The sequence below is a fragment of the Alicyclobacillus mali NBRC 102425 genome, from assembly GCF_001570745.1.
Taxonomy (GTDB): Bacteria; Bacillota; Bacilli; order Alicyclobacillales; family Alicyclobacillaceae; genus Alicyclobacillus; species Alicyclobacillus mali.
The window spans coordinates 158,573-183,135 of the sequence record NZ_BCSG01000003.1 but is presented as its reverse complement, the minus strand read 5'-3'; the positions used below and the strand labels follow the sequence as shown (position 1 = coordinate 183,135).

Annotated in this window: 28 protein-coding genes; 26 read left to right on the top strand and 2 right to left on the bottom strand. The window is 62.7% G+C overall.

What is annotated here, in order from left to right; all coding sequences use genetic code 11:
• Positions 1-11 precede the first annotated feature (11 nt).
• Together AMA01_RS02350 and AMA01_RS02345 are read left to right on the top strand one after the other, a co-directional pair.
• The gene (locus AMA01_RS02350; protein ID WP_067846694.1) at positions 12-1,094 is read left to right on the top strand and encodes an L-threonylcarbamoyladenylate synthase; all 1,083 of its coding nucleotides are present in this window, start codon (positions 12-14) and stop codon (positions 1,092-1,094) included.
• A 165-nt stretch (positions 1,095-1,259) separates the two neighbouring features.
• Positions 1,260-1,427, top strand: coding sequence for a hypothetical protein (locus AMA01_RS02345; protein WP_230087762.1), 168 nt, complete (start codon positions 1,260-1,262; stop codon positions 1,425-1,427).
• A gap of 155 nt (positions 1,428-1,582) precedes the next feature.
• On the opposite strand, the gene AMA01_RS13490 is transcribed toward AMA01_RS02345, so the two are convergent.
• Positions 1,583-2,416, bottom strand: a complete 834-nt coding sequence (locus AMA01_RS13490) for a hypothetical protein (RefSeq protein WP_082743892.1) — start codon at positions 2,414-2,416, stop codon at positions 1,583-1,585.
• 154 nt (positions 2,417-2,570) lie between these two features.
• Here AMA01_RS13490 and AMA01_RS02335 point away from each other — a divergent pair, with 154 nt between their 5' ends.
• Complete coding sequence (locus AMA01_RS02335) at positions 2,571-3,338, top strand: YoaK family protein (protein WP_067846687.1); 768 nt, start codon at positions 2,571-2,573, stop codon at positions 3,336-3,338.
• A gap of 8 nt (positions 3,339-3,346) precedes the next feature.
• Here the strand turns inward: AMA01_RS02335 and AMA01_RS02330 are convergent, their stop codons facing one another.
• On the bottom strand, positions 3,347-4,114 hold the full coding sequence (locus AMA01_RS02330; protein WP_067846684.1) for a C40 family peptidase: 768 nt from the start codon (positions 4,112-4,114) through the stop codon (positions 3,347-3,349).
• A 156-nt stretch (positions 4,115-4,270) separates the two neighbouring features.
• Here AMA01_RS02330 and AMA01_RS02325 point away from each other — a divergent pair, with 156 nt between their 5' ends.
• The 23 genes from AMA01_RS02325 (at position 4,271) to AMA01_RS02210 (ending at position 24,557) form a co-directional block, all read left to right on the top strand.
• Entirely contained in the window at positions 4,271-4,825 is a 555-nt protein-coding gene (locus AMA01_RS02325) for a manganese efflux pump MntP (RefSeq protein WP_067846681.1), read from the top strand.
• Positions 4,826-4,911: 86 nt separating this feature from the next.
• Positions 4,912-5,445 (top strand): low molecular weight protein arginine phosphatase, encoded by a 534-nt coding sequence (locus AMA01_RS02320; RefSeq protein WP_231862782.1) that lies wholly within the window; start codon positions 4,912-4,914, stop codon positions 5,443-5,445.
• Entirely contained in the window at positions 5,420-6,028 is a 609-nt protein-coding gene (locus AMA01_RS02315) for a TIGR01440 family protein (protein ID WP_067846675.1), read from the top strand. The genes AMA01_RS02320 and AMA01_RS02315 overlap by 26 nt, the downstream gene beginning before the upstream one ends.
• Positions 6,029-6,181: 153 nt before the next feature.
• A complete protein-coding gene (locus tag AMA01_RS02310) occupies positions 6,182-7,438 on the top strand; it encodes a serine hydroxymethyltransferase (RefSeq protein WP_067846672.1) in 1,257 nt (418 codons plus the stop codon).
• Between the two features lie 62 nt (positions 7,439-7,500).
• Positions 7,501-8,130, top strand: coding sequence for a uracil phosphoribosyltransferase (upp, locus tag AMA01_RS02305; protein WP_067846669.1), 630 nt, complete (start codon positions 7,501-7,503; stop codon positions 8,128-8,130).
• A 109-nt stretch (positions 8,131-8,239) separates the two neighbouring features.
• On the top strand, positions 8,240-9,355 hold the full coding sequence (gene wecB / locus AMA01_RS02300) for a non-hydrolyzing UDP-N-acetylglucosamine 2-epimerase (RefSeq protein WP_067846902.1): 1,116 nt from the start codon (positions 8,240-8,242) through the stop codon (positions 9,353-9,355).
• 643 nt (positions 9,356-9,998) lie between these two features.
• Entirely contained in the window at positions 9,999-10,394 is a 396-nt protein-coding gene (locus AMA01_RS02290; protein ID WP_067846663.1) for a hypothetical protein, read from the top strand.
• Between the two features lie 18 nt (positions 10,395-10,412).
• Entirely contained in the window at positions 10,413-11,177 is a 765-nt protein-coding gene (atpB, locus tag AMA01_RS02285) for a F0F1 ATP synthase subunit A (RefSeq protein WP_067846658.1), read from the top strand.
• A 68-nt stretch (positions 11,178-11,245) separates the two neighbouring features.
• Positions 11,246-11,494 carry an ATP synthase F0 subunit C gene (atpE, locus tag AMA01_RS02280; RefSeq protein ID WP_008339894.1) on the top strand — a complete coding sequence of 83 codons (249 nt, stop codon included), beginning with the start codon at positions 11,246-11,248 and terminating at the stop codon, positions 11,492-11,494.
• Between the two features lie 75 nt (positions 11,495-11,569).
• Positions 11,570-12,064, top strand: coding sequence for a F0F1 ATP synthase subunit B (gene atpF / locus AMA01_RS02275; protein WP_231862781.1), 495 nt, complete (start codon positions 11,570-11,572; stop codon positions 12,062-12,064).
• Entirely contained in the window at positions 12,058-12,621 is a 564-nt protein-coding gene (gene atpH / locus AMA01_RS02270) for an ATP synthase F1 subunit delta (RefSeq protein WP_067846653.1), read from the top strand. Before atpF ends, atpH begins: the two co-directional genes overlap by 7 nt.
• On the top strand, positions 12,618-14,126 hold the full coding sequence (gene atpA, locus AMA01_RS02265) for a F0F1 ATP synthase subunit alpha (RefSeq protein ID WP_067846650.1): 1,509 nt from the start codon (positions 12,618-12,620) through the stop codon (positions 14,124-14,126). Before atpH ends, atpA begins: the two co-directional genes overlap by 4 nt.
• Before the next feature lie 79 nt (positions 14,127-14,205).
• A complete protein-coding gene (atpG, locus tag AMA01_RS02260) occupies positions 14,206-15,069 on the top strand; it encodes an ATP synthase F1 subunit gamma (RefSeq protein WP_067846647.1) in 864 nt (287 codons plus the stop codon).
• A 30-nt stretch (positions 15,070-15,099) separates the two neighbouring features.
• Positions 15,100-16,503, top strand: coding sequence for a F0F1 ATP synthase subunit beta (gene atpD, locus AMA01_RS02255; protein ID WP_067846643.1), 1,404 nt, complete (start codon positions 15,100-15,102; stop codon positions 16,501-16,503).
• Between the two features lie 27 nt (positions 16,504-16,530).
• Positions 16,531-16,977, top strand: a complete 447-nt coding sequence (gene atpC, locus AMA01_RS02250; protein WP_067846640.1) for an ATP synthase F1 subunit epsilon — start codon at positions 16,531-16,533, stop codon at positions 16,975-16,977.
• A gap of 106 nt (positions 16,978-17,083) precedes the next feature.
• Positions 17,084-17,335, top strand: coding sequence for a DUF1146 family protein (locus AMA01_RS02245; RefSeq protein WP_067846637.1), 252 nt, complete (start codon positions 17,084-17,086; stop codon positions 17,333-17,335).
• A gap of 141 nt (positions 17,336-17,476) precedes the next feature.
• Positions 17,477-18,331: a YwmB family TATA-box binding protein gene (locus tag AMA01_RS02240; RefSeq protein WP_067846634.1), complete on the top strand. Its 855-nt coding sequence runs from the start codon at positions 17,477-17,479 to the stop codon at positions 18,329-18,331.
• A 57-nt stretch (positions 18,332-18,388) separates the two neighbouring features.
• Entirely contained in the window at positions 18,389-19,690 is a 1,302-nt protein-coding gene (gene murA / locus AMA01_RS02235; protein WP_067846631.1) for a UDP-N-acetylglucosamine 1-carboxyvinyltransferase, read from the top strand.
• A gap of 207 nt (positions 19,691-19,897) precedes the next feature.
• Positions 19,898-20,914 carry a SpoIID/LytB domain-containing protein gene (locus tag AMA01_RS02230; protein ID WP_067846627.1) on the top strand — a complete coding sequence of 339 codons (1,017 nt, stop codon included), beginning with the start codon at positions 19,898-19,900 and terminating at the stop codon, positions 20,912-20,914.
• A gap of 76 nt (positions 20,915-20,990) precedes the next feature.
• Entirely contained in the window at positions 20,991-21,668 is a 678-nt protein-coding gene (locus tag AMA01_RS02225; RefSeq protein WP_067846624.1) for a M23 family metallopeptidase, read from the top strand.
• Positions 21,669-21,896: 228 nt separating this feature from the next.
• Positions 21,897-22,217 (top strand): sporulation transcriptional regulator SpoIIID, encoded by a 321-nt coding sequence (gene spoIIID, locus AMA01_RS02220; protein WP_067846621.1) that lies wholly within the window; start codon positions 21,897-21,899, stop codon positions 22,215-22,217.
• 93 nt (positions 22,218-22,310) lie between these two features.
• Positions 22,311-23,330, top strand: coding sequence for a rod shape-determining protein (gene mreB, locus AMA01_RS02215; RefSeq protein WP_067846618.1), 1,020 nt, complete (start codon positions 22,311-22,313; stop codon positions 23,328-23,330).
• Between the two features lie 15 nt (positions 23,331-23,345).
• Positions 23,346-24,557: a flagellar basal body rod C-terminal domain-containing protein gene (locus AMA01_RS02210; protein WP_067846615.1), complete on the top strand. Its 1,212-nt coding sequence runs from the start codon at positions 23,346-23,348 to the stop codon at positions 24,555-24,557.
• Positions 24,558-24,563 lie beyond the last annotated feature (6 nt).

Below are 24,563 nucleotides of genomic sequence, written 5' to 3'. Positions count from 1 at the left end.
AGAGGTACGGAATGCGACGATTGACGGTGGTCGGAGTGCGCCACGAGGCGCAACTGCGCGAGATGTTGAGGGAGCCCGCCCAGTCTCTGCGACGAGGCGGGCTTGTGGCGTTTCCCACCGAAACCGTGTACGGCCTCGGCGCCAACGCGATGGAGGAGGAAGCGGTGAGGCGCATTTTCGCAGCCAAGGAGCGGCCGCGCGACAATCCGCTGATTGTGCACATCGCCCAGGATGACCAGCTTCGGGACGTGATCGACGAGAACCAGCCTTTGCAGGACGACGCCGTACGGCTGATGCGGGCGTTTTGGCCTGGGCCGCTCACGCTGCTTTTGCCGGCCGGAGCGCGGCTCGCGCCATCGGTTCACCCGGGGCAGCCGCTTGTCGGCATCCGCATGCCGGATCACCCCGTGGCCCGTGCGCTCATTGCCGAGGCGGGTGTCCCGGTGGCGGCGCCGAGCGCAAACCGGTCCGGCAGGCCGAGTCCCACGGCGGCCGACGATGTGGAGGTCGATCTCGGCGACCGGATCGACTGGCTCGTCGACGGCGGGCCGTGCCCCATCGGCGTGGAGTCCACCGTGCTCCTGCTCGAGCCGGACTGCGCGCGCATTCTCCGGCCGGGCGGCGTGACGCAGGAGATGATCGCGAGCGTGATCGACCGGCCGGTGCTGTACGCGGCCGACGCGTTCGACGTGGCGGCTGCGCCTCTGGCGCCCGGCATGAAGTACCGCCACTACGCGCCGGATGCCAGGGTGCACGTGTGGTGGGGAGAGCCGCAGGCCATCGACGAGGCGATGCGCGCCTTCTTGCTCGAGGCCGCGCAGGATGACGACGTGATGGTGCCTGCACTCATTGCCCCCGATGATTTCGTCCGGCGCTTTGGATGGGCGCTGGCGGAAGAGCGGCAGGCATCTTTACCCGCCGACGCCTATGCCGAGGAGCTCGCGCGCCACTTGTACCGACTGCTGCGGGCGTTCGATCGCGCCGGCGCGACCGACGTGATGGTCCACGGTGTCGATCCGGCGCACGGCGTGGGGGCGGCCGTGATGAACCGGCTGCACAAGGCCTCGGCTGGGCGCGTGCGATGGGTCGGCTAGCGTGCGATCCAAAATCACCCTGATGTATGGCGAAACTTCGGCGCCAATTCGAACAAAGTGCGACAAGTCCTCTGAACCCGCTTTCATCAAGGGATGCTGACGACACCGCCAGCTATAATGACGGTGTCAGCAGGGAAGAACGATGAAAAGCGGGAGATGAGCAAAATGGAGCTGGCTTTGTTCATCATCACCATGGCACTGATTTTGGTTGTGGGTGCGGCGCTCCTTATCGGTAACCGCGTGGTGGACCGGATGGTTCATGAGGATTCGCGCGAGGCCGAGGCGCTCCTCGCCGCAGCGGCTGCTCGCAATCGGCAGCGCACCTCGGCGTGAAGCGGGCGAGCTTGCCATTCGGCCAGCGCTTCCCATACATCGGACAAAAGGGGCAGTCCCAGCGCATTGACGCGCAACGGGCTGCCTCTTTTTCCGTCTCGGACGTAAAGATCCGCGGTTCTCGCGTTTTGTGCGCTTGGCTCGGCGAAGATGCATCAGGGCGCGACCGTATTGTTGGCAGCTGCGCCCGTCGAGGACGAAACGGTCTGTTGCGACGTCGCGTTTTGCAGCGGGGAGGGCGTCGCGCGTGGCGCCTGTGTCCCCGCGGAGCTTGTCCCCTGCGACGTGCCGTTCGTCGCCTGCTGCGAGGTGGCGGTGCTGGTCGAGTTGGTCTGCGACGGCTGGCCGCCCGCCTGCGGCGTTGAACTTCCGCCCGATGTGCCGGTGGACGTGGCGTTGCTGTTTGGCGCGTTTGCGCCCGATCCCGCGCCCGTCCCTTCGGACCCGCCGGAAGCGTTCAAGCCGGTCGCGTTGGACGAATTGTTGGTATCACCCGTCGGCGCGCCGCCAAGATCTGTGCCGTTCCCGTATGCGCCCCCGCCGCTCGCGTTGGTGTCACCCTGCGATGCGGTGGCTTGGCCCGAGGACGATTGCGTCGCCGAAGTCGACGTGCCGGTCGCAATCGGCGAGGTGCCCGAACTCGTTCCCGTCGATGTGCTCACCGGTTGCGTCTTCGGGGGCATCGTCAACGGATTTTGCACCGTCGCGACTTGCTCGTTCGGCGACCAAGTGGGCTCGTTGGTCGGCACAATGGCGCTCGATCCCGACGCAGGCGCCGCCGTCTCGTTGCCCGATCCCGGCGATGACAGGTGCCCTCCGCCGGTCGAGTTGGAACTCAGTGCGGGGTGGACAGCGGCGAGAGCGTCCGTCTGCCAGCGCGGGGAGAGCCCAAAGATCATGAACCACGCGTAGCTTGCCAGAGCGGCGCACCCCACACCGCCCGCCACCCATTTGGCCACGCGCTTCTTCGGCCATTTGGTCTTATTCATGGCCTATCCGCTCCATTTTGTGTCCAGAGTCGAGATTATTATCGCGCACCTGGTCGAATTTTGCGAGAGAGATGGATGGGCTTTGTCGTGGTATGATGAAGGAAGATACACCAGAAGCAAGCATGCGCTCTGTGCATAGGAGGGGAGAGATGGGGTGGAGCGACGGGAAATGTCGGCCGTCTCTGCTCGCGTATTTTTGTTGGTGCTGACGGTCGTTTCGGGTTGCGTGGATGCCATGAGCTTCATGCGGCTCGGGCAGGTGTTTACCGCTGCCATGACAGGCAACACGGTGCTCGGCGGGATCGCCGTCGCCACGGGCGACTTCCGCCATGCGGTGCATTACCTCGTCGCCCTGGTCGGTTTTGCGTGCGGCGCGGCTGCGTCCGGCTTTGTGGCGGCGAGTGAGCGCAAGCGGTCCGGATGGAGCCGCACCGTGACGCATGCGCTGTGGCTCGAACTCGCGGCACTTGTCGCGTTCTGGATTGTTGCGGATGAACTGGGCCCGGTGGGTGTGGCGCGACATTCGGGCCAGCTTCTGTTCGTCCTCGCCTTCGGCATGGGCGCGCAGGGCTCGATGGCGCGGCGCGTCGGGGTCAACGGGATCACCACGACCGTGATCACCAGCACCACCACGGGGCTGATGGAGACGCTCGTCTGGAAGGTGATGGGGCTTGCGCCGTCGCGGCGGAATGCCTCCGATCCTTTTGATCCAACCAAGCCGTGGCTCGTGTGGATGTGGGTGTTGGCCGTTGTGGTGTACGGCGTGGGTGCGGGCATCGCGAGCCTGGTCATTGCGCATGTCGGGTACAATGAAATGGCCATCCCCGTTGCGCTTGTCGCCATCACCATCGCGTGGGGGTTGTACCAGACCCGCTCGAAACCCGAGCCCGCGCCGTCACGCCGCCCTGCCGCGGATCGGTGACGCCATGATCAGAAGAGCCGCCGGACGTCGGCGATGCGGGCCGTGAGGCCGCTTTCGGGACCGATGTGAAGGCGAATCACCTCGCCTGCCGCGGGGTCGCACGCGGCCATCTCGTCCGCACCCAGGTAGATGCCCACGAGGTCGCCGCGGTCGAGAATGACGAGATCGCCTGGGCGCATATCCCAGACCGGGACGCTGACGCCTGTCGACTCCCACAAGCCGTCCAGGGTCGCAGGCAGTCGGTAGCCGAGTGCGCGCCGATAGACGGCCGCGACGAATGTGGCCGGATCGCAGAATCCCGCGGCAGGGTCTGCGCCCCAGGCGAGCGGTGTGCCAATGAGCGCCTCCGCCGCTTGCAGCACGAGCGCAACTTTCACCGCTTCGGGCGCCGAGCGCCTCGCCGCCGCGGACGGATCCAGCGACACGCCCGGAGGTGTCTCGGCGAGCGACGGGCCGACGGCCATCTCGGCGCGCTCGCCGTCGACCTCAGGCTCGACACGTCGATCCCGCCCGATTTCCGCCGCCAACACCTCGCGCCCGCGCTCGGTCTTGCACACGGCGCGCCGGAGGCCCGCTTGCACCGCGTGCGCCCGGATGTAATTTTCCACCGCAACTTGCGTCAGTACCATCGCGCTGTCCCCCATGGCGCCCGGGTCGGGCTGCACCACGAGCGTCAGCTGCTGCGCGCTTTGCTCCTCAATGGTCTCTTCAATTCTCCACAGCTGCGGATTCGCGTGCACGACGGGCGTAAGCCCCAGCGCCGCGGCGAGCCCCAACGCCAGACCTCCGCAAGTCCATCTCCGTCGATGCAATCGGATGTCACCCCTATAGTTTTTGTGGGTATTCTGCATCTTTATGGGGTTCCCTATCCTCTCCATCATCCCGCGGACAGGCTGCGCATATAGATGGAGAGGTGCAAAGGAGGGGCCTCGTTGTCCAATCTGCAGGCTGCAATCGAGATCGCCATGATGGCTGTTGCGCTCGGCATGGACGCGCTATCGCTCAGCATCGGGGTCGGACTTGGTGCCATCACACGCAGACAAGGTCTCGAACTGGCGCTGACCATCGGCGTCTGGCACATCGTGCTCACACTCGTCGGGCTCATGTTTGGCGATCTCGTCGGCCACTACCTGGGCCATGTGGCGCGATCGTTCGCGGCGGTGGTGATCTTGGGACTTGGGCTGCACATGGCGTATCACACGTGGAAGACATCGGAGGCCCCCACTCCGCGGCCGCTTGGGAGTTGGATTGGGCGCATGACGTTCGCGGCGAGCGTCTCCATCGACGCCCTTTCGGTAGGCTTTGGCCTTGGACTGAAGACTGTTGCGTACGGCGTGATCTCCGCCTTGGCCTTTGGCGTGGCGAGCACGTTGATGTGCGGTGCGGGGCTGTTGATTGGACGGCAGTTTGGGCGTGCGGTCGGCCGAGTGGGCGAAATGGTCGGAAGTGCGATCCTCATCCTTTGTGGGCTGATGTGGCTCGTGTGAGTTCCCGCAGCGACGTTTCAATTTGCGAGCGCCATGGGAAGCTCCTATACTGAAGGCAAACGTAGAAGCAAACAAAAGGCTAAAGCATGGAGGAAACAATGCACATTCTCTTTGTCTGCACGGGAAACACATGCCGCAGTCCCATGGCTGCGGCCTTCTTGCGTACACTCGCCGAGGAGCGTGCGCTCGACTGGAAGGTGGACTCCGCTGGCCTGATGGCCATGGAGGGGGCTCCCATGACCGAGCACGCGGCACAGGCCCTCGCGCGCCGACAGATCGCTGGCGGCGGACACGCCGCCAAGCGGCTCACGCGAGAGATGCTGCGCGAGGCCGATCTCATCCTCACCATGTCGAGATCGCACAGACAGGCGCTGGTGGACGTGTTCCCGGAGTTGGCCGGTAAGGTGCACACCCTGTACGCGTTCGCGCACGAAGTGCCGGAGGACCAGTCGCAGGATGTGGTCGATCCGTTTGGCGGCGGTGAGGAAGCATACGAGGCGTGTGCGGAACACCTTGCCGATCTCGTCCAGCGCGCGTTTGCTCGCCTGACGCGGCGTGTGGCGGGCGATGTCGAGGAGAAGGGGGAAGGTCGAGATGACGCCTCCGAACAGGGAGGTTGAGGCGGAGTCGATTGCTTCGGTCCGGCGCCATCTGCCGGCGCTGTTGGCGCACCTCGCGCGCGAGGCAAATCTGGGGCCGGGCAAGCTGCTGGTGGTGGGCGCGTCGACGAGCGAGGTGGCGGGTGAGCGCATCGGCAGCGCGACGTCCGTCGCCATCGGACAGGCCATCGCCGAGGTTGTGCTTGCGTTTGCCCGGGAAGCGAGGTGCGACGTGGCGTTCCAATGTTGCGAGCACCTGAACCGCGCGCTCGTCGTGGAGCGGGCCGTGGCGAGATCGCGCGGCTTCCAAGAAGTCGCGGCCATCCCCGTCCCTGGCGCGGGCGGCGCCGCGGCCGCTGCGGCGTACTGGGCGATGGAGGATGCGTGCCTGGTGAGCTCCGTGTCCGCGGACGCGGGCATCGATATCGGCGACACGATAATCGGCATGCACCTGCGGCCTGTCGCGGTGCCTGTTCGTGGCCCTGTGCGGGAAGTCGGGGGCGCGCACGTGGTGATGGCGAAATCGCGCCCGCCCCTCGTCGGCGGTGCCCGCGCCGTGTACGACCCGGACGAGGCGCGGCGGCGGATGCACGCCCATCCCTAACGCAGCGTGACGCGCGAGCGCTCATCCATGGCCCGCTGTGATCTCGGCGCCGCCGGACGTTCGGGGCTTGTGCGCCCTATGTGCGAACCGTAAGATGAATGTGAATCGCGGCGCCTTCTCCCACGTGGCGCTGGATGAAAGGAGTTGCGCAGTTTGACCACCCTTCTGCAGCAGGTTGACCCGGATGTCGCGTCTGCGATGCAGGCCGAGCTTCGGCGGCAGCAGCGGAACATCGAACTCATCGCTTCTGAAAACTTTGTCAGTGAGGCCGTTCTTGACGCGCTCGGATCCGTCCTGACCAACAAATACGCCGAAGGCTATCCAGGCCGGCGCTATTACGGTGGCTGCGAGTACGTCGACGTGGTGGAACGAATCGCCATCGATCGCGTCAAGGAGCTGTTTGGCGCAGAGTATGCGAACGTCCAGCCGCACAGCGGTTCCCAGGCCAACATGACGGTGTACTTCAGCGTCCTCAAGCCAGGAGACACAGTGCTCGGCATGAATCTGGCGCACGGTGGCCATCTGACGCATGGGAGCCCGGTTAATTTCTCCGGGCAGCTGTACAAGTTCGTCTCGTATGGCGTCGATCCGGAGACCCATCTCATCGATTACGACGAGGTGCTCAAGGCCGCGAAGGAACATCGGCCGAAGATGATCGTCGCTGGCGCGAGCGCATACCCGCGCGTCATTGATTTCAAGCGCATGCGCGAAATTGCCGACGAGGTCGGCGCGTACCTGATGGTGGACATGGCCCACATTGCGGGTCTCATCGCCGCGGGGCTTCATCCGTCGCCCGTGCCGCACGCGCACTTCGTGACGTCCACGACACACAAGACGCTCCGGGGTCCGCGCGGCGGGTTCATTCTTTGCCAGAAGGATGTCGCCAAGCTCATCGACAAGACCAACTTCCCCGGCGTGCAGGGCGGTCCCCTCATGCACGTCATCGCGGCAAAGGCGGTGGCGTTCGGGGAGGCCCTGAAGCCCGAGTTCAAGGCGTACCAGGAGCAGATTGTGAAGAACGCGAAGGCCCTCGCCGAGGCGCTCACCGGATACGGTTTTCGCCTCGTGTCCGGTGGCACCGACAACCACCTGATGCTCATCGACGTCCGCAGCGCGGGGCTGACCGGCAAGGAATCCGAGCGCAGGCTGGACGAGATCGGCATCACGGTCAACAAGAATGCCATTCCGTTCGATCCCGAGAGCCCCATGGTGACAAGCGGCATTCGCGTCGGCACGCCTGCTGCCACATCGCGCGGCATGGACGAGGGCGCGATGCAGGAGATCGCCGATATTTTCAAGATCGTGCTGCTCGGCGACTTTAGCGACGAGGTGAAGCGTGAAGCTCGGGCGCGAGTCGACAGTTTGACGGATAGATTCCCGCTGTATCCGAGTTTGTCCTACGTCGAGTGAACTTGCAGATGGTCCAGAGCCGCCCGCGAGGGCGGCCCCATTTTGACAAAGGAGCGTTGTCCTTGGGACAGGTGCATGTGCTTGATCACCCTCTCATCCAGCACAAGTTGACCCTCATTCGTGACAAGAACACGGGGACGAAGGAGTTTCGAGCGCTCGTCCAGGAAGTCGCGATGCTCATGGTCTACGAAATCACGCGCGATCTGCCCCTCCAGGAAGTCACGGTGGAGACGCCCGTTGGTGTCGCCTCGGCGAAGGTCATCGCGGGCAAGACGCTCGCCATCGTACCGGTTCTGCGCGCGGGTCTCGGCATGGTCGAGGGAATTTTGAACTTGATACCCGGTGCGAAGGTCGGTCATATCGGGCTGTATCGCGATCCCGAAACGCTCATGCCTGTCGAATACTACTGCAAGCTCCCGGCTCATTTGGAGAAACGGGACGTGTACGTGGTCGATCCGATGCTCGCCACGGGCGGTTCCGCGGTGGCGGCGCTCCGGTCGGTCAAGGAACGCGGCGCTCAGCGTCCGAAACTCATGTGCCTCGTCGGTGTGCCCGAAGGGATCCGGGCCGTTCAGGAGCAACATCCGGACGTCGACATCTATCTTGCCGCCGTGGATGAACACTTGAACGATCACGGCTACATTGTCCCCGGCCTCGGCGATGCGGGGGATCGCCTTTTTGGGACGAAGTAGCTGGCGCCGCCCGGACGAGCCTGGGAAAGACAATGAGGGGGTCCTATCGTTGAAATCAACGCCCGTCCGTGTGCTCACCGTCTTCGGAACGCGGCCTGAGGCCATCAAGATGGCGCCGCTTGTGCAGGCGCTTGAGGCGCATCCGCAGATTGAGTCGCTCGTCTGCGTCACTGCGCAGCACAGGCAGATGTTGGATCAGGTGCTCGAGGTCTTCTCAATTCGCGTCGACGACGATCTCGATATCATGGAGCCCAAACAGACACTGGCCACCATCACCGTGAAGGCTCTCGCGGGCTTGGAAGGCGTGCTCGAGCGCCGCAAGCCGGACATCGTGCTGGTGCACGGAGACACCACCACGACATTTGCCGCGAGCCTGGCCGCGTTTTATCAGCAGATTGCCATTGGCCACGTGGAAGCGGGGCTTCGGACGTATCAGAAATACAGCCCGTTCCCGGAAGAGATGAATCGCCAGCTGACCGATGTGCTGTGCGACCTTTTCTTTGCTCCGACGGATGTCGCCGCGGCCCATCTCAGGCAGGAGGGGCGGCCGGAGGAAGCCATCTTTATCACTGGCAACACTGCCATCGACGCCATGCGCACAACCGTCCGCAAAGCGTACACGCATCCGGTGTTGGACGGGATGCCACAGGGCGCCCGCCTCATCTACATGACGAGCCACCGACGCGAGAACTGGGGCGAGAAACTCGAGAGCATCTGCCGTGCGGCGCGCCGCGTGGTGGATCTTGCGGATGACCTTCATTTGGTGTATCCGGTTCACCTGAATCCCCGCGTGCGCGACACGGTGTTTTCCATCCTCGGCGGCCATCCGCGAATCCACTTGCTCGATCCGCTCGGCGTGATCGACAATCACAATTTCATGGCGCGGGCGACGCTTATTCTCACCGACTCCGGCGGCATTCAGGAGGAGGCGCCGTCGTTGGGTGTGCCGGTGCTCGTGCTGAGAGACACAACGGAGCGGCCGGAGGGCATTGATGCGGGAACGCTGAAGCTCGTGGGAACGGACGAGGAAATCATCTTCTCCGAGGCCAAGCGCCTGCTGACGGACGAAGCCGCATACCGGGATATGGCGTTGCGCAAGAATCCGTACGGCGACGGACACGCGTCGGAGCGCATTGTACAAGCCATTCTGTATCATTTCGGACTCGCGGATCGGCCGCAGCCGTTTCGCTATCTGGAATCCGAAGGGCCGTTTCAGCGCCGATAATGGTTTCCAGTATGTGCTTGCGCTTTCACTTCCATTTGTGGAATGGGCGACGTGAGTTCTGCATGACGGGGCGCGCACCGGGGATTTTGTGAACAATCAGGGACAGCCGCGCAAAATCCCTGGTATTCCGCGGGGTTTCCGCGTTGACAGCGAATTTTGGGCTAGTGTACTATAGGCGAGGGTTCTGGCATTTCACCATACAAACAGGCGTTTCGCGCTACGAAAAGGGCGAGCTAGCGCGCCCATTTCTGGAAACGCCTTCCTTGCTACGGTTATCCTGGCTTGCAAGCGGAAACCCTATAGGTATGTGGTGGAATGTTACAATTGCTCCACTCAGTCTCTTTGCATCACACGAGTTTGTCCCTCTCTTCAATCTGTTCTAGGTGGTGTGTGCGTTCGCAGACGAAGACCGCAATGAGGCGCGTTCTGCGCGCGGAAAGCCGAGTGACTGGACGTTATTCGCCGTCTACTCAGGTGCCACGCTGCAACTCGCTGGGTGCATCGTTGGCCTGGGGTTTTTGGGGCATGTCGTAAGTTTGCATGTCCACCGGTTGTGGCCGACGGTGGCAGGCGTGGTGCTCGGCGTGATCGCCGGAGTGTCGGGCCTCACGTTCCTCGTCAAACAGGTTCTAGGAGACCGACAATGAGTGCCAATTCCCTCATGAAGCGGCTTCGGGCCATTCAATGGTCGTGGCTCGGGCTGATGGTGCTGACTGCGATTTCCGTCGCCGTCTTTCGAGAAGTGCGTCCCGTCTGCAGTGGCCTGCTGCTGGGCGAGGTTGGCGGCCTGTTTGTCATCTTCAGCATGATTCGCCAAGGGCACCTGAACGACGATGTGCAGGGACAACTGCTCTTCGCCTCCGGCATGGTGGGCATGTTCGCGCGACTCGCGCTGATCGTGGTCATCATGGTGATCTCGCTGAAGTTCAAGGCGCTGTTCAATCCGTACGCGGCCTTGGTCGGGTACGCGCTGAGTTTCGTGTTCATCATCATTGGGATGTATCGGTATGCCAAGAACCCGCCTGATCAAAGAAGATGACGGAAAGAAGGTGAAAACGTGCCGGTCTTCCCGACGCTATTCCCGGGGACCATCTGGCAGACGAACGTCGTGGTCATCGCGACCATCTTCCTGACGGGGCTCATCGTCTTCGTGCTGCTGCGGCTGGCCGTGGCGCGGATGGACATGCGTCACCCCCGTGGGCTGCAGAACCTCGTGGAGTGGGCCTTCGACTTTTCGGAGAGCATGGCGAAAGACGTGATGCCGAGCGACGACTCGAGGCGATTTGTGCGTCCTCTCGCGTTCATCATGTTGCTCTTTCTGTTCGTCGCCAACTGGCTCGGGCTCATCATGACCATCACGGTGCACTTCGATCCGCACCTCCACATTTGGGGCTTGGGCCCGTCCGACCTGCAGAACGCCAAGGGGGACGTGGAGCTCTTTGACTCTCCGACGTCCAACATGAGCATGGCACTTGGGCTCGCCATCATGGTGTGGCTCATCAGCCACGCGCGGGGACTCAGGCATCCCATCAAGTGGTTCCGCCACCTGCTCCGCCATCCTCCATTTGGTCTGCTGGAGGAGATCACGAATCCGCTGACGCACGGCATGCGACTTTTCGGCAACATCTTCGCTGGCGAAATCCTGCTGGGGCTTCTGTTGCGCGCGCCGTTCGCGTTCCACTTCATTCCTTGGCAGCTTCCGTTCATCATCGTCTGGCTGCTGTACAGTGGTTTTGTCGCGACGATTCAAGCCTATGTGTTCAGCATTCTGATGTGCCTATACATCGGCATGAAGTCGTTTGAGGTCGACAGCCAGCACTGATCCGTCGAGGCCCGCAAGGGCTTGCGCGAACCAAGTTTACGTCCATCAACAAAAGGAGGAACAGACTGATGCAACTCGACATGGTCAAGGCGATTTACGACATTGCGGTGGCGCTTCTGCTCGGCCTGGCGGCCGTCGGTTCCGGCGTCGGCGACGGCATGGTCATGAGCAAATACGTCGAGGGCGTCGCCCGCCAGCCCGAAGCGCGCGGCTCCATCTTCGGCAGCGCGCTCCTTGGTGTCGCACTGGTCGAGGCGTTCCCGGTCATTGCGCTGGCATTCGGTATCATCATCCTCTTCACGAAGGGCGCGTTCTGATGCCTGACGCGCCCGGCCGAGAGCCGGGCGCTCTTGTGAGCCGGATGCCAATCCAAGGAGGAGGGAGTGTTCCAGGTGGGCGGCATCTTTCAAGTTGGAACGTTCATCTTCTCCGTGATTTCGTTCCTCATCGTGTTTTTCATCATTCAGCGGTTTGCGTTCAAGCCGCTGGCGCGGATGTTGGAACAGCGGAGAATCCATATTGAAACGCAGATCAGCGAGGCGGAGAAGAACCGCGAAGAAGCGGAGCGCCTTCTGGCCGAGCAACAGCGCCTGTTGGAAGAGGCGCGCAAAGAGGCACGCAACTTGTTGGATCAGGCGCGCATTCGCGCTGACGAGCAGGCGCGCGAGATCGTGCAGAAGGCCGAGGAGGAAGCTGCCCGCATTCTCGAGGAGAGCCGCCAGGCCATCGTTCGCGAGCGGGACGAGGCGCTGGCCGCCGTCACGAAGCGCGTGGCGGAGTTGTCTGTCGAATTGACCACCAAGCTGCTGCGCGATCACGTCACGGCGGAGCTGCACAACGATCTCGTGGTCGAAGCCGAGAACAAGCTGGGTGAGCTCGTATGTTGACCGGCACGGTGGCGAATCGCTATGCCCGCGCGCTCGTGGCGTACGCGCAGGAGCACGGCGCGGTGGACGAGATTGGCGCCCAGTTGAGCAAGATTCACGCCCTGCTCGGCGCTTTCAAGGAACTGTCACATTTTCTCGCGAGCCCAGTTGTCACGTCGGAAGACAAGCTCAGGGCGCTGGCAAATGTCTTGGGGGAACCCTTGCGTCCCGACATGACTCGCTTTCTAACCCTCTTGTTGGAAAGAGGGCGTGGTTCGTACGTCGCCCTCGTGGCGGAGCGCTACCAGGAGCTCGCGGACGAGATGAACGGGCGCGTGCGGGTCGAGATCGAGACGGCGCAGCCGTTGGCCGAGGCGGACCTGGAGGAGTTGGTCCGCCGTCTCACGGAGGCTTGCGGGAAGACCGTGATTCCAAAGGTGATCGAAAATCCGGCGCTCATCGCGGGCGTGCGAATTCACATGGGCCATCGCGTCCTGGACGCGACGACGGCAAACGCTTTGCGCCAGTTCCGCGATCGCCTGTTAGCCCGCGCAGTGCGTAAGGAGGGAATACGTTGAGCATTCGACCGGATGAAATCAGCGCGCTCATCAAGCAGCAAATCGAGCAGTTCGAGGTCAAGGCCGAGGTGCGCGACACCGGCACGGTGCTGTCGGTGGGCGACGGTATCGCGCGCCTGTACGGCCTGGACAACGTTATGGCGGGCGAGCTGGTCGAGTTTGAAAGCGGCGTGTACGGCATGGCGCTGAACCTGGAGGAGGACAACGTCGGCGTCGTGGTGCTCGGTTCCGTGCAGGGCATTCGCGAAGGCGAACAGGTGCGCCGCACGGGGCGCCTCGTCACGGTGCCCGTGGGGCCACAGCTCCTGGGGCGTGTCGTCAACGCGCTGGGTCAACCCATTGACAACAAGGGCCCCATTGAGGCCACGGAGTACCGGCCCGTCGAGTCGCCCGCGCCGGGTGTCATCGTGCGGCGCTCGGTGCACGAGCCGCTCGAAACGGGTATCAAAGCCATCGATTCCATGGTGCCCATCGGGCGCGGTCAGCGCGAGTTGATCATCGGCGACCGCCAGACGGGTAAGACGGCCATTGCGCTGGATACCATCATCAACCAAAAGGGCAAGGACGTGAAGTGCATCTACGTGGCCATCGGGCAAAAGCAGTCGACGGTGGCGCAGGTCGTGGAGACGCTTCGCCGCTACGGTGCCATGGAGTACACCACGGTCGTCGTCGCGAGCGCTTCGGAGCCTGCTCCGCTTCTGTTCCTCGCGCCCTACGCTGGATGTGCGATGGCCGAGTACTTCTTGTACAACGGACAACACGCCCTCGTGGTGTACGATGACCTGTCAAAGCAGGCCGCGGCATACCGCGAGATGTCGCTCTTGTTGCGGCGACCGCCCGGCCGCGAGGCGTATCCCGGCGACGTGTTCTATCTGCATTCGCGCCTCCTGGAGCGCGCCGCGAAGTTGAACGACGAGCACGGTGGTGGGTCGCTGACGGCCCTGCCGTTCATCGAGACCCAGGCGGGCGATATCTCCGCCTACATTCCGACGAACGTCATCTCCATCACGGACGGGCAGATCTTCCTCGAGTCGGACCTGTTCTTCGCAGGTGTGCGGCCGGCCATCAACGTCGGATCGTCGGTGTCTCGCGTGGGTTCAGCCGCACAGACCAAGGCCATGAAGAAGGTCGCGGGCACGCTGAAGCTGGACCTCGCCCAGTACCGTGAACTCCAAGCGTTCACCCAGTTTGGCAGCGATCTCGACAAGGCGACTCAGGACACGCTGCGCCGAGGTCAGCGGATGACGGAACTGCTCAAGCAACCGCAGTATCACCCGCTCACGTTCGATCGCCAGGTGGCGTCTCTCTGGACCGGTGTGAACGGCTACCTGGACGACATTCCGGTCGAGGCTGTGCAGAAGTTCGAGCGGGAGTGGCTCGCCTTCCTGGACCGCGAGTATCCGCAGGTCTTTCAACAGATGCAGGAGCGCAAGTCGTTGGAGGATGACACCATCGAACTCATGAAAGAGGCGATGGCGAAGTTCAAGCCGACGTTTGTGCCCTGATGAACGGATAGTGCACGGCCCTTCGCGGGCCGTGCCGCACGAATCGGGGCTTCGGCCCAAATGGTGGTGAGAACGGGCGATGGCGCAAAACAGCATGCGCGACATTCGGCGGCGCATCAAGAGCGTCCGGAATACCGCGCAGATCACGAAGGCGATGGAGATGGTCGCGGCTGCCAAATTGCGCCGCGTGCAGGATGCGGTGCAGAAGTCCAAGCCGTACCTCTCCAAGATGCAGGAGATGCTTGCGAACCTGTCACTCTCCGCGCGTCATGTCAAGCACCCTTTGCTCGCGGTGCGACCCGTGCGGCGCATTGGCTACCTGGTCATCACGGCCGATCGCGGCCTGGCAGGACCGTACAACGCGCAGGTCGTGCGCGCCGCGATGCAGGAGTTTGGCAAGCGCGACAAGGGCTCGTACGCCATTTATACCGTCGGCAAGCGGGGCCGGAACTTCTTCCAGCGCCGAGGACTGCCCATCGCGGCCGAGGTCGTCGATCTCCCGGATACGCCGGCGTATCACTCTGTGCAGCACTTGGCGGAGAGCATCATCGCGGCGTACGAGCGGGAAGAATTCGACGAGCTGTATTTCATCTACAACGAATTCATCAACGCAGCGGTTCAACGCCCGGTCGTGCGCAAGGTGCTACCGCTCGCTTCCCTGGGCGACCAGGTCCAAGGGCCTCGTCGCAACTACCTGTTCGAACCGGACGAGGAGTCGGTCATGGCGGCTCTCCTCCCGCGATATGCCGAGACGCTGGTGTATCAGGCCGTGTTGGACGCGAAGGCATCGGAGCATGCGGCGCGCATGAATGCGATGGGCAACGCGACCGACAACGCGCTTGAGTTGATCGACAAACTGACGTTGTCGCTGAACCGGGCGCGCCAAGCGGCGATCACGACGCAGATCGCGGAGATTGTTGGCGGCGCGGAAGCGTTGAAGTGACGAAGGAAACGGCCGCAAGGAGGGACATTCGTGAACAAAGGGTATGTGGTGCAGGTCATGGGCCCGGTGGTCGACGTCCGCTTTCCTGAAGGACAGCTGCCGGCCATCAACAACGCCCTCCGCATCGACTACGAGGGCGACTTGCCCGTGCATCTGACGCTTGAGGTGGCGCTCCACCTCGGAGACAACGTGGTTCGCGCTATCGCGATGTCGTCGACGGACGGGCTCATTCGTGGCGTCGAAGTCGTCGACACCGGGCAGGCCATTTCGATGCCCGTGGGTGCGGGTACGCTGGGGCGCATCTTCAACGTGCTCGGCGAGACCATCGACGAGCTCGGGCCTGTCGAAGGCGCGGAGCGCTGGCCCATTCATCGCCCAGCGCCGGCGTTCGGCGACCTGACGACGAAGACAGAGATTTTCGAGACAGGCATCAAGGTCGTGGACCTGCTCGCTCCGTACGTGAAGGGCGGTAAGGTCGGCCTGTTTGGCGGCGCGGGCGTCGGCAAGACGGTGCTCATTCAGGAGCTCATCCACAATATCGCGAAGGAGCACGGCGGTTATTCCGTGTTCGCTGGCGTCGGCGAGCGGACGCGCGAGGGTAACGACCTCTACCATGAAATGAAGGAGTCGGGCGTCCTCGACAAGACGTGCATGGTGTTCGGCCAGATGAACGAGCCGCCGGGCGCTCGTCTGCGCGTGGCGTTGTCCGGCCTGACGCTCGCCGAGTACTTCCGCGACGTGGAGCAGCGCGACGTCCTGTTCTTCATCGACAATATCTTCCGCTTCACGCAGGCCGGTTCCGAGGTGTCGGCGCTTCTCGGCCGCATGCCGTCAGCCGTAGGTTATCAACCGACGCTGGCCACGGAAATGGGCCAACTGCAGGAACGCATCGCGTCGACCGTGCGCGGATCCATCACGTCCATTCAGGCTGTGTACGTGCCGGCGGACGACTATACAGATCCGGCCCCGGCCAACACGTTCACCCACCTCGACGCGACGACCGTGTTGGAGCGCCGGATCGCCGACATGGGCCTGTATCCTGCGGTGGATCCTCTCGCGTCGACGTCGCGCGCGCTTCAGCCGGACATCGTGGGCGATGAGCACTACCAGGTGGCGCGTGGCGTGCAGGCCGTGCTGCAGCGGTATCGCGAGCTGCAGGACATCATTGCCATCCTCGGTATGGACGAACTGACGGACGAGGACCGACTCATCGTGTCACGCGCGCGCAAGATCCAGAACTTCCTGTCGCAGCCGTTCTTCGTCGCCGAGGTGTTCACAGGTACGCCTGGCAAGTACGTGCCGGTGAAGGACACGGTGCGTTCGTTCAAGGAAATCCTGGAGGGCAAGCACGACGACATTCCCGAGACGTACTTCCGTTACTGCGGCGCCATCGAAGACGTGATCGAAAAGGCGCGCAAGGACGGCTACGCCTGATCCCATCCGGAAGCGAGGTGAGCGCAGATGTTGACCGTGCCGCTCGAAATCGTCACGCCGGAGCGGATTGTGCTTTCGATGGACGTGCGCATGGTGATCCTGCGGGGCGGCGATGGCGAGATCGGCATTCTGCCCCGCCATATGCCGCTCGCGACCGCCGTCAAGCCCTGCCTGGTGCGCATTCGGTTGGCGGACGACCGCCAGGATGTCGTCCCCGTCTCAGGCGGTTTCGTGGAGGTCCTGCCTGAGAAGATCACCATTCTCGCGGACACGGCCGAGTTGCCGGAGGAGATCGACGTCGATCGCGCCCTTCACGCAAAAGACCGCGCGGAGAAGCGACTGCAGGCGGCCGTGGACGAGGAGGAAGCGGATCGCGCGCGGCAGGCGCTCACGCGCGCAGAACTGCGGCTCCAGGCGGTGGAAGAGCATAAGCGCCTGAACGGATTTTTGCACGCGAGTGTCCCGAACGCCTAATTCCATGGTATGATGGATACCGACAGCTGGCCGTCTCTTCACGATAGGTTGAGAGGCGGCCAGCCTCGTTTGGGTGCATTCGAGCGGGTGAGCGGGAGGTGAACGGGTGCAGCTGGCGTATCGGGTGAGTGCGACGATGGGGGCGGACGGTATTGTCCTGCTCTTGGTCTTCTTCCTGGGCGTCGTGGCCAGTTGGTGGGCGCTCGGCGCACTCAGGTGGGACAAGTTTACTCACCAACCGTTCGCGGGGCAGGCCCAGCTCTTGCGGTTCTTCCTCGCGCTTGCCGGAGGTGTGCTCTCCGTCATCGTGGGACTCATTCTGCTCGGTGCCATGCAGTTGTTGAACGGCGCACTTTGAGGGAGACGGATGAATCCCCTCTACGAAATCTATGAAACCTTCGGGCGCCGGGTTTAGCCACGGCCGGATCCGTCGAGACTGGAAATCAGGTGAAGGTGAGACTGGACTCCTGATTTTCAGGATCGGATGGAGGTATCCGCCATGGCACACACTAAAGTCATTCGGCGGGCTCGTCTCGTGCGCCGCCGCGGGAAAAAGGCTTGGAAGCGCGCTATGTGGCTGGCGCTTTGGATCGGGCTTGGCGCCGTGATCGCACACCCGCCCGGTACGGCGAGTGCTGAGACGTCCACTTCTGCTCAGTCGGACGGGGCCCAGCAGTACGCGTTCCTCATGAGTGGTCTGCGGGCGACCGGCACATCGCCGAGCTCGTATCTCATCCACGACTGGACACAGTTGAATGCGTCGTTCTTGAACGAGGCGCAGCTTACCGCGCTGGGTGCTCAGGTCGTGCAGGAGCTTGGCATCGCGGACGTGCAGACACAGGCTACGCAACTCGCGAATGAGACGTACTGGCGAGCTGCAGGCGTTTGGCCAGGTGGGACGCGCGCCGAGGTGATCCTGACCAGTTTTCCCGGAGCGACGAGCGGCGCAGGAGACGGCCAACCGGAGACCGTGATGACCGTGACAGCATCGAGTTCCAACTTGACGGAAGGCCAATTTTCATCGCAATATGACCAGGTGGAGCGCACGGTGGCGTCCGTCAATGGCACGCCGCAGATGAGCGCATACATAGCTGGTTTCAAACCGAGCGAAGTCAGCGAGGCGGAAGCGGACGGAATGGCAATCGCGGCCTTGAGAGCGGTGGGCGCCGGAGTGGTGGAGGGAATTCGGACGCCACTTGAGACGAGCTTGTCGGGGTACAGCGCCCGTGTGCCGGTGTACGTGCTGTCGGGAGACCATCGGCGTGTGAACATGCAGGTGGCTGTGCACGACGACTCGTTTCGACGAGGAACCGATGTGTATGTGGGCTCCCCTCTCGTGATCGCGACCTATTGACGACGCGTCCGCGCCGCCGCTTCGTGAGGCTCAGGAAAGCCGTGCGGAGGTAGCGGAATGGGAAAGATCGTGATTGAGGGTGGATATCCCCTGGAGGGGACCGTTCGCGTCAGCGGAGCGAAAAATGCGGTGTTGCCTATCCTCGCGGCCAGTCTGCTCGCCGAGGAGGGCGTGAGTCAAATCGAGGAGGTCCCCCGCCTGCTGGATGTGCGCGTGATGGCGGACACGGTTTCGGCCCTCGGCGCGAAGCTGGAGTGGAACGGCAGTTCCATCCGCGTCGACGCGCGGCGACTGTTGAGTGTGTGTCCTCCAGCCGAACTCGTGCGCAAAATGCGGGCTTCATTTGTGGTGGCGGGGCCCCTTCTGGCGCGCTTTGGTGAAGCCATGGTGGCGTTGCCCGGAGGATGCAACATCGGGCCGAGGCCCGTGGATCTTCACATCAAGGGCCTCGAGGCGCTCGGCGCCACGGCCGTGGTGGAGAACGGATATGTGCATTTTCGGGCGCCCCGCGGTGGCCTCCATGGTGCGCGCATCTACTTGGATGTGCCAAGCGTCGGCGCCACGCAGAACATCATGATGGCCGCCGTGCTCGCCAAGGGACAGACCATCATCGAGAACGCAGCGAAAGAGCCCGAGAACGTCGATCTCGCCAACTATCTGAACGCGATGGGCGCTCGCGTTCGCGGAGCAGGCACGGACGTCATCCGCGTCGAGGGCGTCGATCGCCTGCACGGCGCCACGCACGCGGTCATTCCAGATAGGATTGAGGCGGGCACGTTTCTCATCGCGTCCGCGCTCATTGGGCGCGGCGTGTACGTAGAAAACGCCCTGTCTCACCACTTGATGCCGCTCATCGCGAAGCTGGAAGAGGCCGGCGCGGTCATCGAGGACCGAGTCGAGGGCATCAAGGTGTGGCCATGCCAAGGTGGCCGCATGCGGCCGCTCGACGTCAAGACGCATTACTATCCGTCGTTTCCGACCGATTTGCAGGCGCAGATGGTCGCTGCCCTCACGGTGGCGCAGGGAACCAGCACCGTCACGGAAACCGTGTTTGAAAACCGCTTCATGCATGTGGCGGAGCTGCAGCGCATGGGCGCCAACATTCACATCGAAGGCCGCACGGCGGTGATTGAAGGTGTGCCGCGCTTGACCGGAGCGCGCGTCACCGCAACGGACCTCCGCGCCGGCGCCGCCCTCGTCATCGCCGGGCTTCTCGCCGAGGGACAGACGGAAGTGTACGGGCTTCATCATATCGATCGCGGCTACGACAATCTCGTTGGTAAGTTCACGCAGCTCGGCGCGCGCTTGGAGCGAATTGAGGGAGACGCGGAGCTTCAAATCGCCAAGTCCGTGGGTTGATGCATGAGGCGCATACGGGCCGTAGAACCGAGACCGGGTTCTGCGGCTTTTTTTCGTCTGATCGACTCCATCTGACCGAATGACGCCTCGGCATATTGCCGCACCGAGGCGCATATGTTCCATTGAACGGGTTGTCCTCGCCAGTTCGCGATCAGTCGCCCAAATGTCAGCATGTATCGCCGGCAGGTCACCGGGAGGATCAGCGCCATGTCCAAACAAAGTCTCCTTCGCGGCGTCCTACAGTTCGCAGTTCGAATTGCGCTCGCCTTTTCCGCGCTGGTGCTCTTTCCTGTGGGGATTGCAAAAGCGTTTCAGCAATCGGCCATGCCTGACGTGTCCGCCTGGATCTCCCAGCACGATGCGCGCGTCCAAGTTCGAGTCTTTGACGTTGAAACAGGTCAGTCCAAATCGATGCCGCTCAACACGTACATCCTCGAAGCTTTGTTGGCCAACTGCGACCCGGGGGCTCCGCTGGCCAGCCTTGAGGCTGCGAGTGTGGCCGTGCGCACCTACGCCGTGCGCGCCATGCTCCACCCGTCTCCCCAAGCTGAGCGCGAGCACGCCGATCTTACGGACAACCCTGCTCTCGATCTCCCCGTGGAAACCGAGCACGAACTGGAGCTCTCCATTGGTTCGCAGGCTGCACTGTCGTTCATCGCGCGTGCCCAGGCCGCGATCGAAGCGACCGACGGGCGCATTTTGACCTATGCCGGCCAGCCCATCCTCGCGTTTTTCTGCCAAATTTCCACCGGCTGGACCCGGTCGGCCGAGATGGCACTCGGCTATTCCGTGCCGTACCTCAAACGCACACCATGCCCGGCGGATGCCGCCAGCCCCGCCCGCATTTCCACCGTCGCGTACACCTTGGGTGCTTTCAATCAAGCTCTGGGTGCGCATTTGACCAGCTTCACTGGCCTTCGAGAGGTGCGCGCGAGCGATGGCTTTGTGCAGGCTGTGAAAGCAGGCTCCGAGGCTTGGAGTGGCGCCGCGTTTGCCGCGAGCCTCGGACTGGCCTCGGACGACTTCCGCTTTGTGACGAGCGGAGATAATCTTCTTTTCACCTGTTACGGCAGGGGATCCGATCTCGGCCTGAGTTTGCACGAGGCGGACGCGCTCGCATCGCACGGGATGTCGTTCCAGGCGATTCTCGCGCATTTCTATCCCGGTACACGCCTGGCATCTATGCAACCATTTGTCCAGAGTGTGGAAACATCCGGTAACTAACTCTAGCCAAAATTTGAGGGCGACACGTATAGACGGTCATCCGAGTGGCGAGACTCACTATTGAGGTGAGCGCCACATGGATGAGAAGCAACAGCTTGATCCCAAACCCGACACACCACAAGCGCAAAATCGAGGTCCTGTGCGCAAGTGGCTGTCGAAGCGATGGGTCTACCCGGCGATGTACCTTGGAGCGGCTGCGGTCGTGATCGGCGTCATCTATGCGCGCATTGAAAACAACAGCACGCCGACGTCGGTGACGACCACGGAAACCAACCAGACGTCGCAGACGGGGACCACGTCGAATGGGCTGCAGCCCTGGGTGTGGCCGTACGCGCAGGGGACAGACGCCACGGTGACGATGGGGTTCTTCCCTGTGCACGGCTCGATGAAGCAACAGGCCGCGGCGGTGGTCGAGTACGACAACACGTTCTATCCGCATAAGGGTATCGACATTCGCGCCGCTGGCGGCAGGCAGTTCACGGTCGTATCCGCGCAACGCGGCACCGTGGAGAGCGTGACCAACCAGCCGCTCTATGGGTACGAGGTGGTCGTCAGTTCGCCTGACGGCTACACCGAGACCTATCAGTCTCTCGGTTCGGTCGATGTGAAGCCGGGTGAGAGCATCGCCGCAGGAGATACTATTGGCACGACGTCGACCAACCTGTTCGAGCAGAACCAGGGCAACCACCTGTACTTCCAGGTCAATCAAAACGGCCAACCGGTCGATCCCCAGTCGCTCCTCCCCAAGCAGTGAACGGGTAGACCGTCCGCCCGCCCCAGCGCGGGCGTTTTTCTTTCCCGTCGAGTGCGTTCGACGTATTTCCCGGAAAAAGATCATCATTCCCCTCGTTTTCCGCCGCTATCGGACCGTGTCGAAATCCCCTGGAAGATTCGAAATGGCCAGGCCTGGCGCGGCATACGGTGTACACCCCCTCATATACATAAAGCAGACCAACTGACCTGCCACGGGGAGGCGAGGGGAGTGCATGACTACATCAAGGAGCGTACTCTTAAGATTGGGGAGTACATTGTCGAAACGCGCAACACCGTTCGAACCATCGCGCGCGAATTTGGTGTCTCGAAGAGCACTGTGCACAAGGACCTGACCGAGCGCCTGCCGGAGATCAACCCGGAATTGGCCAACAGGGTCAAGGAAATTTTGGAATATCATAAGGCGATCCGGCACTTGCGCGGTGGCGAAGCGACCAAAATGAAGTATCATAAGGGAGACGATGAGCGGGCTGGGTCGGCCGTGAAGCCGAAGAAGATCGAGCGGCGCAAAGGAGTTTCGAGCGGACTGTAGAACTACATCCTTGCATCCCCACTCCATTCATGCGAGCAGACGAACGACCTTCCCCAATCTCGTACGCTCTACACGTAGGAGGACTCGCCGCACATGTTTTCAAGGGACGTTGGTGTGGATCTGGGCACCGCCAATGTGCTGGTGCACGTCAAAGGCCAAGGCATTGTACTCGACGAACCATCGGTCGTTGCAATAGATCAGGTGACGAAGCAGGTTGTCGCGGTTGGCGAAGAAGCTCGCCGCATGTTGGGGCGAACGCCGGGGAACATTGTCGCCATTCGTCCGCTTCGGGATGGCGTGATCGCCGACTTTGAGGTGACGGAGATCATGCTCCGCCATTTTCTCAACAAGACTCTCGGCAAGCGGTTCTTCGGGCGCCCGCGTGTGATGATCTGCGTCCCCGCGGGCATCACCTCCGTCGAGCAAAAGGCGGTTCGAGAGGCGGCGGAAGCGGTTGGCATCAAACAGGTGGATTTGATTGAAGAGCCGAAGGCCGCCGCCATCGGCGCAGGGCTCAACATCTTCGAGCCGAGTGGCTCGATGGTTGTCGATATTGGCGGGGGTACGACGGACATCGCGGTGCTTTCGCTGGGCGACGTGGTCACATCGACGTCGCTCCGGATTGCGGGGGACAAGCTTGACGAGGCCATCGTGAAATACATCCGGCGGGAGTACAATCTGATGATCGGCGAGCGAACGGCGGAGGAATTGAAGAAGGAACTGGCAACCGTGTTCCCGGGCGGGCGTCAGACGAGCACGGATGTGCGCGGGCGAGACATGGTGACCGGCTTGCCGAAGACGGTCACGGTTCACTCGGAGGAGCTCCGCGAGGCCCTGCAGGAGCCGGTGTACGCGATTGTACAGGCGACGAAGTCGGTGCTCGAACAGACGCCGCCAGAACTCGCCGCGGACATCTTCGACAAAGGCGTCGTGTTGACGGGCGGCGGGGCGCTCGTGGACGGCCTGGACAAGCTCATGCAGTCCGAGCTGGAGATTCCCGTGCACATCGCCGAAAATCCCATGCACTGTGTGGTCATCGGGACGGGGCGCGTGCTGGAGAGCCCTGAATGGAACAGGTATCGCGATCGCGGCCGGCGGCGAGCGCGGCGGTGACGGAGGTGTGTGGCGATGATCCAGGGGCTAACGGCGGCCGCCTCGGGCATGGTGGCGGAAGATCGGCTCGAGCAGCTTCTGTCGAACAACCTGGCCAATCAGGAGACTCCGGGCTTCAAGGCTTCTATCGGCGAGCTCATTGAGGACCCTGTGTTCAACATGGAGCGCTATTCGTATGGGGACGGGGCGGACGGGATCGGCATCGGCGAGATGGGTGGCGGCGTGGATTTTCAAGAGGGAGTCCCATCCTTCGCCGAAGGTGGGCTTGAGACGACCGGTCGCCCGCTCGATCTCGCCATCGTGGACGCCGTATCGTCGAGCCAGGTGGCCTACGCGCTCACGCCGCAGGGCGTCGCACCCGTGGCAGGTCCGGTGACGGTGGGCGCGGGCGCCAGGCTGACCGCAGGCGGCATGCCGCTCGCCGTCTACGGGACGGACGCGCAACCGGTGCAAGGGCTCTATGCCGTTCGCAACCCTGCCTACCAAGGATCGGAGCTTGTTGGCGAAGATGGTGCACCTGCGTATGACGCGGCCGGACGGCCTTCGTACGTGATTGAAAATGCGGCGGGGCAGGTGGTGTACACGCCGGGCAGCGAAACGGACGATCCGTACGCCATTCGCGTCGGAAGCGCAGAAGACATGGGCTATCACGCGTTTTTACCGGTGAATTATGCGGATGCCAGTGGTCAGGCGGGCCTGGCCGTGACCCGGGACGGCGGCTTGCAATTAAATGCAAACAACGTCGTGGTCGATGCCGCGGGGCACGCCATCGCCCCGTTGGATGCGGCGGGACGCGTCTTGGTGGGTGGGCGCATCGTGGTCAATCCGCTCTACCATGGCACGCAAATCTTTTCGCAGAACGGGACGCCGGTGTATGATGCCAATGGGCAGCCGTCGTTTCGCGTCTACGACGCCCAGGGCAATCTTGTGGCGGGAGGCCGATTGGGTCTCGTGGACGCAGATGTCACGCAACTCCAGCCGCTGGGCGAAGGCGAATACATGGTGGGTAGTTCGTACCAGCCAGCTGCGGTTGCGCCGCTTCTGCGCGCTGGCACGGGGCGCATGGTTTTCGGCGCGATCGAGACATCAAATGTGAATGTGGCAGCGACGATGACCCAGATGATGCAGGCGTTGAACGCGTATGAGGCCAATCAGCGCGTGGCGCAGTCGGTCGATTCCATGTTGAATGAGGCGGCCACGGATATCGGCAGAGTTCAGGGCGGCTGAACGCGG

Coding starts and splice junctions, on each gene's coding strand:
- AMA01_RS02350 (WP_067846694.1), top strand. CDS start 12: ATGCGACGATTGACGGTGGTCGGAGTGCGCCACGAGGCGCAACTGCGC.
- AMA01_RS02345 (WP_230087762.1), top strand. CDS start 1,260: ATGGAGCTGGCTTTGTTCATCATCACCATGGCACTGATTTTGGTTGTG.
- AMA01_RS13490 (WP_082743892.1), bottom strand. CDS start 2,416: ATGAATAAGACCAAATGGCCGAAGAAGCGCGTGGCCAAATGGGTGGCG.
- AMA01_RS02320 (WP_231862782.1), top strand. CDS start 4,912: ATGGAGGAAACAATGCACATTCTCTTTGTCTGCACGGGAAACACATGC.
- AMA01_RS02315 (WP_067846675.1), top strand. CDS start 5,420: ATGACGCCTCCGAACAGGGAGGTTGAGGCGGAGTCGATTGCTTCGGTC.
- wecB (WP_067846902.1), top strand. CDS start 8,240: ATGGCGCCGCTTGTGCAGGCGCTTGAGGCGCATCCGCAGATTGAGTCG.
- AMA01_RS02290 (WP_067846663.1), top strand. CDS start 9,999: ATGAGTGCCAATTCCCTCATGAAGCGGCTTCGGGCCATTCAATGGTCG.
- atpE (WP_008339894.1), top strand. CDS start 11,246: ATGCAACTCGACATGGTCAAGGCGATTTACGACATTGCGGTGGCGCTT.
- atpH (WP_067846653.1), top strand. CDS start 12,058: ATGTTGACCGGCACGGTGGCGAATCGCTATGCCCGCGCGCTCGTGGCG.
- atpG (WP_067846647.1), top strand. CDS start 14,206: ATGGCGCAAAACAGCATGCGCGACATTCGGCGGCGCATCAAGAGCGTC.
- atpC (WP_067846640.1), top strand. CDS start 16,531: ATGTTGACCGTGCCGCTCGAAATCGTCACGCCGGAGCGGATTGTGCTT.
- AMA01_RS02240 (WP_067846634.1), top strand. CDS start 17,477: ATGGCACACACTAAAGTCATTCGGCGGGCTCGTCTCGTGCGCCGCCGC.
- murA (WP_067846631.1), top strand. CDS start 18,389: ATGGGAAAGATCGTGATTGAGGGTGGATATCCCCTGGAGGGGACCGTT.
- AMA01_RS02230 (WP_067846627.1), top strand. CDS start 19,898: ATGTCCAAACAAAGTCTCCTTCGCGGCGTCCTACAGTTCGCAGTTCGA.
- AMA01_RS02225 (WP_067846624.1), top strand. CDS start 20,991: ATGGATGAGAAGCAACAGCTTGATCCCAAACCCGACACACCACAAGCG.
- mreB (WP_067846618.1), top strand. CDS start 22,311: ATGTTTTCAAGGGACGTTGGTGTGGATCTGGGCACCGCCAATGTGCTG.
- AMA01_RS02210 (WP_067846615.1), top strand. CDS start 23,346: ATGATCCAGGGGCTAACGGCGGCCGCCTCGGGCATGGTGGCGGAAGAT.